10 protein-coding genes are annotated in these 12965 nt (G+C 71.4%); 2 read left to right on the forward strand and 8 right to left on the reverse strand.

The window, feature by feature from the left end:
* Nucleotides 1–41: 41 nt before the first annotated feature.
* Both purF and Vau01_RS64175 read right to left on the reverse strand, forming a co-directional pair.
* Complete coding sequence (purF, locus tag Vau01_RS56020; protein WP_204010824.1) at nt 42–1598, reverse strand: amidophosphoribosyltransferase; 1557 nt, start codon at nt 1596–1598, stop codon at nt 42–44.
* A gap of 224 nt (nt 1599–1822) precedes the next feature.
* A complete protein-coding gene (locus tag Vau01_RS64175; protein WP_239152817.1) occupies nt 1823–2194 on the reverse strand; it encodes a sterol carrier family protein in 372 nt (123 codons plus the stop codon).
* Nucleotides 2195–2330: 136 nt separating this feature from the next.
* Between Vau01_RS64175 and Vau01_RS56030 the strand changes: the two genes are divergently transcribed.
* On the forward strand, nt 2331–3932 hold the full coding sequence (locus tag Vau01_RS56030) for a carboxypeptidase-like regulatory domain-containing protein (RefSeq protein WP_239152819.1): 1602 nt from the start codon (nt 2331–2333) through the stop codon (nt 3930–3932).
* A 15-nt stretch (nt 3933–3947) separates the two neighbouring features.
* Here Vau01_RS56030 and Vau01_RS56035 read toward each other — a convergent pair whose 3' ends face one another.
* The 6 genes from Vau01_RS56035 to Vau01_RS56060 all read right to left on the reverse strand — a co-directional run bounded on the left by Vau01_RS56035 (nt 3948) and on the right by Vau01_RS56060 (nt 10995).
* Complete coding sequence (locus Vau01_RS56035; protein WP_239152821.1) at nt 3948–4700, reverse strand: 2-phosphosulfolactate phosphatase; 753 nt, start codon at nt 4698–4700, stop codon at nt 3948–3950.
* Nucleotides 4697–7165, reverse strand: a complete 2469-nt coding sequence (gene purL / locus Vau01_RS56040; RefSeq protein WP_204010829.1) for a phosphoribosylformylglycinamidine synthase subunit PurL — start codon at nt 7163–7165, stop codon at nt 4697–4699. The genes Vau01_RS56035 and purL overlap by 4 nt, the downstream gene beginning before the upstream one ends.
* Nucleotides 7162–7866 carry a phosphoribosylformylglycinamidine synthase subunit PurQ gene (purQ, locus tag Vau01_RS56045; protein ID WP_204010830.1) on the reverse strand — a complete coding sequence of 235 codons (705 nt, stop codon included), beginning with the start codon at nt 7864–7866 and terminating at the stop codon, nt 7162–7164. The genes purL and purQ overlap by 4 nt, the downstream gene beginning before the upstream one ends.
* Nucleotides 7863–8117, reverse strand: coding sequence for a phosphoribosylformylglycinamidine synthase subunit PurS (purS, locus tag Vau01_RS56050; RefSeq protein WP_204010835.1), 255 nt, complete (start codon nt 8115–8117; stop codon nt 7863–7865). Before purS ends, purQ begins: the two co-directional genes overlap by 4 nt.
* A gap of 154 nt (nt 8118–8271) precedes the next feature.
* Entirely contained in the window at nt 8272–9690 is a 1419-nt protein-coding gene (purB, locus tag Vau01_RS56055; protein ID WP_204010837.1) for an adenylosuccinate lyase, read from the reverse strand.
* A 15-nt stretch (nt 9691–9705) separates the two neighbouring features.
* Nucleotides 9706–10995: an FAD-binding oxidoreductase gene (locus Vau01_RS56060; RefSeq protein WP_204010839.1), complete on the reverse strand. Its 1290-nt coding sequence runs from the start codon at nt 10993–10995 to the stop codon at nt 9706–9708.
* A 120-nt stretch (nt 10996–11115) separates the two neighbouring features.
* On the opposite strand from Vau01_RS56060, the gene Vau01_RS56065 reads away from it, so the two are divergent.
* The coding region (locus Vau01_RS56065; protein ID WP_204010841.1) for a S9 family peptidase at nt 11116–12965 on the forward strand (1850 nt) is incomplete at its 3' end.

Here is a 12965-nt window from a genome sequence, read left to right on the forward strand (position 1 = left end):
GAGAGAGTTGGGGTTGAAGAAGTTTGTGTCTGGTGCCCGGCTCAAGGCCGGGTGAGCGCGTCCGCGCCGCCCGCGCTGGGGATCAGCCCGACGCCCGGACCCGCACCTACACCGACCGCGGCCCCGGCGGGTTGGGCCGCGACCCGCGCGAGCCCCTCCAGGACGTGCTTGCCGATCACGTTGTCGGCCGGCAGGTCGATCGGGTACTCCCCGTCGAAGCAGGCCCGGCACAGGCGGTTCTTCGGCTGCTCGGTGGCGGCGATGAGCCCGTCGAGCGACACGAACCCGAGCGAGTCGGCGCCGATGGAGCGGCGGATGCCCTCCACGTCGAGCCCGTTCGCCAGCAGTTCGGCCCGGGTGGCGAAGTCGATGCCGTAGAAGCACGGCCACTTCACCGGCGGTGCCGAGATGCGCACGTGCACCTCGATCGCGCCCGACTCCCGCAGCATGCGCACCAGCGCCCGCTGGGTGTTGCCGCGCACGATCGTGTCGTCGACCACGACCAGCCGCTTGCCGCGGACGTTGTCACGCAACGGGTTCAGCTTGAGCCGGATGCCGAGCTGCCGGATCGTCTGCGACGGCTGGATGAACGTGCGGCCCACGTAGGCGTTCTTCACCAGGCCGGAGCCGTACGGGATGCCCGACTCGGCGGCGTACCCGATCGCGGCCGGCGTACCCGACTCGGGCACCGGGATCACCATGTCGCCCTCGGCCGGGTGCTCGCGGGCGAGCGTGCGGCCGATCTCGACCCGGGCCGCGTGCACGTTGCGGCCGACGATCGTCGTGTCCGGACGGGCCAGGTACACGTACTCGAAGAGGCAGCCCTTCGGGTCCTGCGCCGCGAACCGGCTCGACCGCAGGCCGTGCTCGTCGATCGCGATCAGCTCGCCCGGCTCGACCTCGCGCACCACGCTGGCGCCGACGATGTCGAGGGCCGCCGTCTCGCTGGCGATCACCCAGCCGCGCTCCAGCCGGCCGAGGACCAGGGGACGGACACCGTTCGCGTCACGGGCCGCATACAGCGTGTCCTCGTCCATGAAAACGAAGCTGAAGGCGCCCCGCAGCGTCGGCAGCACCTCGAGCGCGGCGGCCTCGACCGAAAGGTCGGGCCGGGCCGCGAGCAACGCGGTGACCAGCGCCGTGTCGGACGTGACGCCGGGCTCGGCCAGCCCCAGGTCGGCGACCTGCTGGGCCAGCTCGGCCGTGTTCACCAGGTTGCCGTTGTGGGCCAGCGCGATCGTCGACGACCCGGACGGCGTCGACCGCAGCGTCGGCTGGGCGTTCTCCCAGGTGGAGCCGCCGGTGGTGGAGTAGCGGGTGTGCCCGATCGCGATGTGACCGCGCAACGACGCCAGCGTGGGCTCGTCGAACACCTGGGCCACCAGGCCGAGGTCTTTGAACACCACCACGCCGGACCCGTCGGAGACCGCGATTCCCGCGGCTTCCTGCCCACGGTGCTGAAGCGCGTACAGACCGAAATAGGTGAGCTTCGCCACCTCTTCGCCCGGTGCCCAGACCCCGAAGACGCCACATGCGTCTTGCGGGCCAGGGCCTTGCGGGTCGATGTCGTGGCTGAGCCGGCCATCGCCTCGAGGCACTGCCGCTCCCTCTATCTCAGGCGCTTTTCGTAGCGAGGTGGCTGTCGGGGGAGGTCACTCGCGTGAGTTCGGTGGGACCGTGTGGTCAACCAGACGATTGGCGCCGCGCGGGTCGCCGTCGCGGATCACAGTGTACGTGAGGGCACGGGAAACAGGCACGGCCAGCGCCCGGCCATCCCGTCCCGATCAGGTATTTCCGCTGGTGGTGCCGGCAATCACCCGATCTAGCCCGGGTCGGCGTGGCGAACCGGCAGAAACTCGCTGAGGTCGGCCCGGGTGCCGCTCGCCCGGACGCGACCGGCGGCCACCGCGTCGGCCCACGTCACCCGACCGGTGGCGATCTCGACCCAGGTGATCGGGTCCATTTCGACGACGTTCGGCGGAGTCCCGCGGGTGTGGCGGGGGCCCGGAATGCACTGAACCGCGCCGTACGGAGGCACCCTGACCTCGACGGACCGGCCCGGCGTAGCAGCGGCGAGCGTCGCAAGCAACCACCGCACGGCGGCGCGTAAGGTGGGTCGGTCCGCGTCGACACCGTCGTCGAGCGCCTTGAGAAGTCTTAAGACAGCTTCATATTCTGGGTGCGTAGCGGACACACCGGGACGATATGGCCGCGAGAAATCGGAGCGCAACAGCCGTCGCCTTTCGCGCGGCCGAGAGTCTAGGGCATAGTTTGCTGCGGTGAAGAAGGCAAGAGCAAGGTCATAGCCGTCGATGCCGGAGGGATTTGACGTGACTGCGCAACGACGAGGCCACCTACTGCGGGCAGCCGTGGTGGGAGCACTGGTCAGCGGAGCAGCCGTACTCCTGCCGGCCGCGCCAGCGCTGGCGGCCGTGAACGCCAATCCGGGCAGCCTCACGCTGAACGCCGGCGAGGAAAAGCAGATCCAGATCACCATGAACCAGGTCGACGGGGTCAACCCGGAGGCCAGGATCACGGTCAGCGGGCTCGGCAACGAGGTCTCGCTCCGTGGGCCGGGCGGGTGCGACGGCAACGGCGGCCAGACCCTCAACTGCGACAACAGGGCGTTCGACGGTGAGAACGACGACCCGAAGACGCTCACCATCAGCGTCGCCGCCAAGAACCCGAGCGGCCTCCAGCAGGGCCAGAACCGTGAGGGTTCCGTCAACGTCAGCGGCCGCAACGGGAACGACAGCGTCAACGTCTCCCTGAAGGGCCCGCAGCAGGCGGCCTCGGCCTCCGAGGTCTCCGGCAAGGTCACCGACCAGGCCACCGGCGACGGTGTTCCGGGCGCACAGGTGACGTTGAAGGACAGCGCCGGCAACACCCACGACGCCACGGCGAACAGTTCGGGCAACTACAGCATCAAGTCGTCGGCGACCAAGCTGATCGTGCCCGGCCAGGTCACCGTCACGGCCGTCAAGGAGGGCTTCACCGAGGCCACCGCGAACGGCACCGCCCAGTCCGGCAAGGCGCTGAGCCTCAACATCCGGATGAAGCCGACCGCGGCCAGTACCCCGCCGTCGGCACCGGCGGCGTCCGAGCCCGCGGCGGAGGATCCGAGCACGGGAGTGTCGGGCGCCCCCCAGACGAAGTCCACGTCCGGTGAAGACGGCGGTACGAGCATGCTGTCCCTGGTGCTCATCGGCATGGGCGTCCTGCTGGTGCTGCTCGGCATCGGCGCCATCGTCCTGCTGGTGATGCGCCGCAAGGACGGCGACGACGACCCCGACGGCTACGGCAACGACCCGAACCAGATGGCGCCGGCCGGTGCCGGTGCGTACGGCGGCGGCGGCGGGGCCACGATGGTCGGCGGCCACAACCGCATGAACGACGCCACGGCGATCGTCGGGCCGCAACAGCAACTCGACGAGTTCCCCGACCCGTACGCCGCACCGGCGCCGGCGCCCACCCGCGTCGGTGGCGCCTACAGCGGCGGCTACAACGACTCCCAGGCCACCAACGCGGCACCGCCCGGTTACGGCGACTACGACAACGGCGGCGGGTACCGCGACGAGCGCGGCTACGGCGGCGGGGCACAGCGTGGCGGGTACGACGAGCCGCGCGGCGGTGGCTACGGCGGCGGTGGCGATCGGTACGCCGACCAGCCGACCGGCGTCTACCAGGGTGGCGACCAGGGCGGGTACCCGGCCGCCGGTGGCGGCTACGGCGGCGCCAACGGGTCGGAGTACGGGGCCAACGGCGGCGGGTACGGCGGCGGCCAGGGCGGCCCGGCCGGTCACGGTGGTGGCCAGGGCGGCTACCCGGCCAACGGCAGCGCCGGCGGCGGGGCCAACGGTTACGGCGGCGGCGGTTACGAGGGCGATTACGGTCGGGGCGGCGGTCGCAGCCGCTCAGAGTGGCAAGACTGAGTCACCCAGCGAGAGCTACCTGACGGCCGGCGCGAACGCGCCGGCCGTCAGCATTGGTACCACCGGCGAGCAGTCGACCTCGACGGCCAGTTCCACGTCGCCGCCGAAGCCGCGGTCGAGCAGTTCCCGGCCCGACTCGCAGCCGCGCACGGCGCCGGCCACATCGGGCACCCCGGTGAGGGCGGCCAGCGCCACGGCCGCCTCGACGCTGAGAAGAGCATCGTCGTCGGCCAAGCTGTCGATCACCATCGCGGCACCGAGCAGGTCTTCGACGCACGGGCGGAGGTGCCCGTCGGGCCAGCGCTCGCCGGCGGCGATCACCCCGACCGGCGCGTCGGGCGTCCCGAAGGACTGACCCCGCAGCCACTGCCCGACCGCCGACGCGTTACGCAGGCAGCCGGCCAGCACCGGTAGACCGGTCGACGCCGCGGCGGCGGAGATCGCCGACCCGTTGGGCGACGGGAGCACGAGGTCGGGCACCACCGGCGCGTTCGCCAGCGCCGCCGGCGACAGCGAGTACGGCCGGCGGGCCGACACCGCACCCCGTCCGACGGCGACGGCCGCGCCGATGCGGTCGGCGTACGCCTGCGCCTGTTCGCCCCACGGGAACGGGTGCACCCGGATCCCCCGCGAGACTGCCACGGAGACGGCGGTGCTGAACGACAGCACGTCGACCAGCACCAGGGCGGCGCAGCTGCGGGCCAGCTCAGCCGCCCCGTTGACCCCCCACTCGAACCGGACCGAGGTACCCGCCTGGAGCGGGCTCAAGACTCGTCGTCGGCCGGCTCATCCGCCGGCTCATCGGAGGCCGGCCCGTCGGAAACCGGCTCATCGGCCGGTGCGGCGGCCCGCAGTTCGACCAGATCGTCGGACCCGTCGTCACCGGTCGACGGCGGGCCGACGGGCGCCGGGTCGGCCTGCGCGCCGAAGAGCGCCGGCAGCGTTCCCGACCAGGCGGTGCGCAGCTCGTCGAGCGGGATCCGGAAATGACCGCGGACGTCGAGCGCGCCGCTCCGGAAGTCGACCACGCCCAGCGGCGTGTAGGGGACGCCGCGCTCGACGCACAGTTCCGTGAACGCCTTCTCGTGCCCGCGCGGCACCGACACCAGCACCCGCGCGGTCGACTCCGAGAACAGCAACGTGAACGGGTCGGCGTCGTCGGGCAGCAGCAACGCCGCGCCGTGCCCGTACCGCAGGCACGACTCCACCAGCGCCTGGGCGAGCCCGCCGTCGGAGAGGTCGTGGGCGGCGCCGACGTGGCCACGCACCGCCGAGTCGGCCAGCAGCTCACCGAGCTTCTTCTCGGCGGCGAGGTCGACCGCCGGTGGCGTGCCGCCGAGGTGCCCGTGCGTCACCCAGGCCCACTCCGACCCGGAGAACTCCGCTCTGGTCTCACCGAGCAGCAGGATGACGTCGCCGTCGGCGTTGAAGCCCATCGCCGTGCGGTAGCCGACGTCGTCGAGCACGCCGAGCACGCCGACGATCGGCGTCGGGTGGATCGGCGCCGCACCGGTCTGGTTGTAGAAGCTGACGTTGCCGCCGGTGACCGGGATGCCGAGCTCCTGGCAACCGTCGGCGAGGCCGCGCACCGCCTCGGCGAACTGCCACATCACCGCCGGGTCCTCGGGCGAGCCGAAGTTGAGGCAGTCGGTGACGGCCACCGGCACCGCGCCGGTGACGGCCACGTTCCGGTACGACTCGGCCAGCGCCAACCGGGCGCCGTGGTACGGGTCGAGCCGGGTGAACCGGCCGTTGCCGTCGACCGAGATCGCGACGCCGAGGCCGCTCTCCTCGTCGATGCGGACGATGCCGGCGTCTTCCGGCTGGGCGAGCACGGTGTTTCCGAGGACGTACCGGTCGTACTGCTCGGTGACCCAGGTCTTGTCGCACAGGTTCGGGCTCGCGGCCAGCCGCAGCAGCGTCTCGCGCAGTTCGTCGCCGGTGCGCGGGCGGGGCAGCGTCTCGGCCCGGTCGGCCTGCAGCAGGAAGCGGTCGTTGGGTTCGCGCATCGGGCGCGCGTACACCGGACCGTCGTCGGCCAGCGACCCCGGCGGCACGTCGACGACCGTCCGCCCCCGCCACGAGATCTCCAGCCGGCCGCCCTGGCCCTCGGTGACCTCGCCCAGCGCGGTGGCGAGCAGGCCCCACTTGGCGGCGACCGCGAGCACGTCGTCGAGCCGGGCCGGGTCGACGATCAGCAGCATCCGCTCCTGCGACTCGCTGGCCAGGATCTCGTGCGGCAGCATCGACGGCTCGCGCAGCGGCACCCGGTCCAATTCGATCTTCATGCCGGTGCCCGCCGCCGCCGCGGTCTCGGTGAGCGCGCAGGTGAGCCCGGCGCCGCCGAGGTCCTGAATGCCCACGACGAGCCCGGCGTCATACAACTCCAGGCACGACTCGATCAGCAGCTTCTCCAGGAACGGGTCGCCGACCTGCACGCTCGGGCGGCGCGTCTCGCTCTCGTCGTCGAACGTCGCGCTGGCGAGCACGGAGACGCCGCCGATGCCGTCGCGCCCGGTCTTCGCACCGAGCAGCACCACGACGTTGCCGGCGCCGGTGGCTTCCTTCTTCTGCAGCCGGTCGACCGGGAGCACCCCGACGCACAGCGCGTTGACCAGCGGGTTGCCCTGGTAGCACGGGTCGAAGACGACCTCGCCGCCGATGTTGGGCAGGCCGAGCGAGTTGCCGTACTGCCCGATGCCGTTGACGACACCCGGCAGCACGCGGCGGGTGTCGGGGTGGTCGGCCGCGCCGAACCGCAGCGGGTCCATGACGGCCACCGGCCGGGCACCCATCGCGAGGATGTCGCGCACGATTCCGCCGACGCCGGTGGCGGCGCCCTGGTGCGGCTCGACGAAGCTCGGGTGGTTGTGCGACTCGACCTTGAACGTCACGGCGATCGTGTCGGAGATCTTGATCACGCCGGCGTTCTCGCCCATGCCGGCCAGCATGCGGTCGCTCGGCGGGGCCTTCTCCTGGAACTGGCGCAGGTGCACCTTGCTCGACTTGTAGGAGCAGTGCTCGCTCCACATGATCGAGTACATCGCCAGCTCGGACTGGGTGGGCCGCCGGCCGAGGATGTCGCGGATGCGCTGGTACTCGTCGTCGCGCAGGCCGAGTTCGGCGTAGGGCTGGTCGTCGTCGGGGGTGGCCGCCGCGTCTTCGACCGTGTCGATGCGGGGCCTGTTCTGGTCGCCGGCGTCGAAGTCCCGGTCGAGTTCCTGAATGGTCACGCCGAAACCCTCCCGAGATGGCCGAGCACGTGCGTGAAGAAGCCCAGGCCGTCGACGGACGGGCCGGTGAGCGCCTCGGTCGCGTGCTCCGGGTGCGGCATCAGGCCGACGACGTTGCCCGCCTCGTTGCTGATCCCGGCGATGTCGCGCAGCGAGCCGTTGGGGTTGTAACCCTCTTCCGAGAGGCCCGGACCCGGCACGTACCGGGCCACCACCCGGCCGGTCGACTCGAGCAGGTCCAGCGTCTGCTCGTCGGCCACGAAACAGCCCTCGCCGCTCTTCACGGGGACGAGGATGTTCTGGCCGGCCTCGTACGAGCCGGTCCACGCGGTGCCGACCGACTCGATGCGCAGCCACTGGTCGCGGTTGCGGAAGTGCAGGTGCTGGTTGCGGGTGAGGCCGCCGGGCAGCAGGTGTGCCTCACAGAGGATCTGGAAGCCGTTGCAGATGCCGAGCACCGGCATGCCGTCGCCGGCCGCCTTCACGATCGAGTCCATCACCGGTGCGAACCGGGCGATCGCGCCGCAGCGCAGGTAGTCGCCGTACGAGAAGCCGCCCGGCAGGATCACCGCCTCGACGCCGTGCAGGGCCGGGTCGTCGTGCCAGAGCGACACGGCCTCACCGCCGGCGACACGCACCGCGCGGAGCGCGTCACCGTCGTCGAGCGAACCCGGGAAGGTGACGACGCCGACCCGGGTCATTTGTCGGCCTCGGCGGGAGCGGGCAGATGGATGGTGAAGTCCTCGATCACCGGGTTCGCCAGCAACTTGTCGGCGATCTCGCGGGCCTGTTCGAGGTCTGGCTCCCCGTCGAACTCGATCTCGATCCGCTTCCCGATGCGCACCGAAGAGACACCGGTGACTCCCAACCGGGGAAGGGCGTTTGCCACCGCCTGCCCCTGCGGGTCGAGAATTTCAGGCTTCAACATGACGTCGACGACGACCCGGGCCACTGCGCTTCTCCTGGACGTATTCGGCGGACGGAGCGGATCGAGCCTACCCGTCGCGTCGAATCCGGCGATACGGACCTATCCCGTGGCCAGCGCATCGGGCCTGTTCAGCGGTCACCGTACCGGGTGATTCCCGTCATCGAGGCATGAATGACTGTCACAGAATGGGTGGTGGAACGTATTTAGCTGCCTCACTGTGATCTGCGACAACCGCCGCCACCCGGGCCACGACCGCCGCCACCTGAGCCGGCGCGGCGCCGACGAACGCGGCCGGATCGGCCACCAGCGTGTCGATCTCGGCCCGGCCGAGACCCAGCCGCTCGTCGGCCGCGAGCCGGTCGAACAGGTCGTTGACCGGCGCACCCTTCTCGCGCATGGCCAGCGCGACGGCCACCGAGTGCTCCTTGATCACCTCGTGCGCGACCTCGCGCCCGACTCCCCGCCGGACGGCGGCGACCAGGATCTTGGTGGTGGCGAGGAACGGCAGGTACCGATCGAGTTCGCGGGCGACAACCGCCGGGTACGCCCCGAATTCGGCGAGAACAGTGAGAAATGTCAAATAGAGCCCGTCGAATGCGAAGAAGGAGCCCGGCAGGGCGACGCGGCGCACCACCGAGCACGAGACGTCGCCCTCGTTCCACTGGTCGCCGGCCAGTTCCCCGGCCATCGACAGGTAGCCGCGCAGCACCACGGCCAGCCCGTTGACGCGCTCGCACGACCGGGTGTTCATCTTGTGCGGCATCGCCGACGAGCCCACCTGCCCCGGCCGGAACCCCTCGGTGGCGAGCTCCTGGCCGGCCATCAGCCGGATCGTCAACGCCAGCGACGACGGGGCGGCGGCGGCCTGCACGAGCGCCGAGACCACGTCGAGGTCCAGTGACCGCGGGTACACCTGGCCGACGCTGTCGAGTACCCGACCGAATCCCAGATGCCGGGCCACCCGCTCCTCGAGCGCGGCCACGCGCACCGCGTCACCGTCGAAAAGGTCGAGTTGATCCGCGGCCGTGCCCACCGGGCCCTTGATCCCGCGCAGCGGGTAGCGGCCGATCAGGTCGCTCAGCCGCTCGTAGGCGACGAGCAGCTCCTCGGCCGCGGTCGCGAAGCGCTTGCCCAGCGTGGTGGCCTGCGCCGGCACGTTGTGCGAGCGGCCCACCAGGACCAGGTCGGTGTGCGCGACGGCGAGTTCGGCCAGCCGGGCCAGCGCCGCCACCACCCGGTCGCGCACCAGCAGCAGACCGGCCCGGACCTGCAACTGCTCGACGTTCTCGGTGAGGTCGCGCGAGGTCATGCCCTTGTGGATGTGCTCGTGCCCGGCGAGCGCGGCGAACTCCTCGATGCGCGCCTTCACGTCGTGGCGGGTGACGCGTTCCCGGGCGGCGATGCTCGCGAGATCGACATCGTCGAGCACGGCCCGGTAGGCGTCGACCACCCCAGCGGGCACCGGTACGCCGAGATCGGCCTGGGCCTCCAGCACCGCCAGCCACAGCCGGCGCTCGGCCCGGATCTTCTCCTCGGGCGACCAGACGGTGACCATCTCGGGCGAGGCGTAACGGTTGGCGAGCACGTCAGGAATCACGTACCCAATCTTCGCCTACCCCCTCGATCGCAACGGCAGGCGGCCGGGCGCGAAGCGCCCGTCGGGGTCGGCCGCCGTCTTGCGGCGCGCGGCATCGGGCCGATCGGGATCGGACGCCCGCAGCTCGGCGTGCACCCCGGCCGGCCCGCGCAGCAGCGTGCACCAGCCCTCGCGCCCGGTCATCGTGTAGCGGGTGGCCTCGATGATGCTCACCACCCGGTCCATCGCGAGGTGACCGGGGAGCGCGGCCATGATCACCCCCGCACCCACCGAGCCGCGCATCGACGCGGTGCCCGCCGTGGCGTCGCGCAACGTGTACTCCACCGCGTTGAGGGCCGCCGGCGGGCCGCCGAGGCGCAGCAGGATGTCGTCGGGCCCACCGGGCAACCGGCCCCACCAGGCCGGCGGCTGTGGCAGCGGGGCGGCGTCGCCGCCCAACAGGGTCGCGGCGGTCTGCACCCGATCGAGCGCGCCCGCGTTCGTCCCCTCGATCTGAACCGCGATCGAACCCGGACCCGGCCGCAGCGCCGCGGCCGGTTGCCCGTCTTCCATCGCCACCCGCTGCCGGGGGACCCGGGCGAGCACCGGATCGGCGGCCGGCCAGTCGGCCTCGACCGCGGCCACGCCCAGCGGGGTGGTCTCCATGAGCAGCATCAACTCGTACAGCTCGGCCGGGTTGGTGACCGACCGCCGCAGCCACACCGTGGCCGGTGGCCGCGGGTGCAGCCGCAACGTGGCCGTGGCGATGACGCCCAGCGTGCCCAGCGACCCGCACAGAGCGGCCGCGGCCAGCGCCCTGACGGTGCGGACGTGCCCCTCCGCGTCGACGTAGTCGATCGCGTCGACGAGGTTGCCGACCGGCCCGGTGAAGTGGCGCAGCGGGCCGGTCTCGGCCGCCGCCAGCGCCCCGCCGACCGTGCCGCCGGCCCACATCGACGCCGGGTCGAGCGCCAGCCGCTGCCCGGTGGGCCGCAGCAGCGGATCGAGATCGCGCAGCCGGGTGCCGGCCCCGACGGTGGCCCTGAGCTCACCCGTCTCGTGCTTGTGCCAGCCGGCGAGGCGCACGGTGTCGAGAATAAGATCCACAGTGGACGGTGGACCGCCCCAGTCGGCCTTCGTGCCACCACCGACCGGGACCACGGCGAGCCCGTGCCCGCCGGCGTGCGCCACCAGAGCGGCCAGCTCCTCGGCGGAACCCGGCGTGGCCACGAAGGCCGCCCGGACACCGCCGGCCATGTCGCCCGGCCCGGCCGCACGCGCGTGCGCCCGCCCGCAGATCTCCTGCAGCTCGGCGAGCAACGCCACCGGCCCACCCCCCTTCGCCGGATCACCTTGTCAAGCTTTGGTTCTTGTAGCTATAGAACGTATGTTCGAGATCGCGACACCGCAACCGATTCGGGAAAGGTGACCGGTAACGTCTTCCGGGTGACGACGCAGCAGCCGCCCGTGGCCAAGAAGGTCTCCAGTGAGCGCACGCACCACGGCGACACGGTCGTCGACGAGTACGCGTGGCTGCTTTCCAAGGAGAATCCCGACACCATCGCGTACCTGACGGCCGAGAACGAGTACACCGAGGCGGCCACCGCCCACCTCGCGGGCCTGCGCGAGACGGTGTTCAACGAGATCAAGACGCGCACCAAGGAGACCGACCTCTCCCTCCCGGTCCGCAAGAAGGCGCACTGGTACTACGCCCGCACCGAGGAGGGCAAGCAGTACTCCATCCACTGCCGGCGGGCCGTCCGCGCCGACGAGACCGCCCCGCCGATCCCCGACGACGGCGCGCCGCTCGACGGCGAAGAGGTGATGCTCGACGGCAACGCCCTCGCCGGCGACAGCGAGTTCTTCGCCCTCGGCACGCTGAGCGTGAGCCCGGACGGGAAGCGGCTGGCCTACTCCACCGACTACAACGGCGACGAGCGGTTCACGCTCCGCGTGAAGGATCTCGCGACCGGCGAGACCCTCGCCGACGAGATCACCGGCGTCTTCTACGGGTCGGCCTGGTCGGCCGACGGGTCGACGCTGTTCTACCTCACCGTCGACGACGCCTGGCGGCCGAACAAGGTGTGGCGGCACGTCGTGGGCACCGCGTCGAGCGACGACGTGGTGGTCTTCGAGGAGCCCGACGAGCGGTTCTGGGTGGGCGTCGGGCTGACCCGCTCGGAGAAGTTCATCCTCATCGAGTGCAGCAGCAAGATCACCAGTGAGGCCCGGTACATCCCGGCCGACCAGCCGGCGTCCGAGCCCGCGCTGATCGCCCCGCGGCGGCAGGGGGTCGAGTACCACGTCGAGCATCACGGCCACCGGTTCCTGATCCTGCACAACGACGGCGCCGAGGACTTCGAGCTCGCCTACACGTCGGCCGACTCCCCCGGCGACTGGGCCACGCTGATCGAGCACCAGCCCGGCACGCGGCTGATCAGCGTCGACGCGCTGGCCCGGCACCTCGTGGTGTCGCTGCGCCGCGACGGGCTCACGGGGCTGCGGGTGGTTCCGCTCGACGGCGGCAACGACTACGACATCTCGTTCCCCGAGCCGATCTACACCGTGGAGCCCGGCGACAACGCCGAGTACGACACCTCGATCTACCGGCTCTCCTACACGTCCCTGCTGACGCCCGACTCGGTGTACGACTGCGACCTCGACACCGGCACCCTGACCCTGCGCAAGCAGCGCCCGGTGCTGGGCGGCTACGACCCGGAGAGGTACGAGCAGCGCCGCGAGTGGGCGGTGGCCGACGACGGCACCAAGGTGCCGATGTCGTTGATCTACCGGCGTGACACCCCGCGCGACGGGAGCGCGCCCGCTCTCCTGTACGGCTACGGCTCGTACGAGTCCTCGATGGACCCGTGGTTCTCGATCCCGCGGCTGTCGCTGATCGACCGCGGCGTGGTGTACGCCGTTGCCCACGTACGCGGCGGTGGCGAGATGGGCCGGCGCTGGTACGAAGACGGCAAGCTGCTGTCGAAGAAGAACACGTTCACCGACTTCGTGGCGTGCGCCGAGCACCTCGTGAAGGCCGGCTGGACCAGCGCCGACAAGCTGATCGCCCGCGGCGGCTCGGCCGGCGGTCTGCTGATGGGCGCGGTGGCCAACCTGGCGCCGACCGCGTTCGCCGGGATCGTGGCGCAGGTACCGTTCGTCGACCCGCTGAACACGATCCTCGACCCGTCCCTGCCGCTGACGGTGATCGAGTGGGAGGAGTGGGGCAACCCGATCGAGAGCGCCGACGTCTACGCGTACATGAAGGGCTACTCGCCGTACGAGAACGTCGCCGA

Source organism: Virgisporangium aurantiacum (assembly GCF_016863635.1).
Taxonomy (GTDB): domain Bacteria; phylum Actinomycetota; class Actinomycetes; order Mycobacteriales; family Micromonosporaceae; genus Virgisporangium; species Virgisporangium aurantiacum.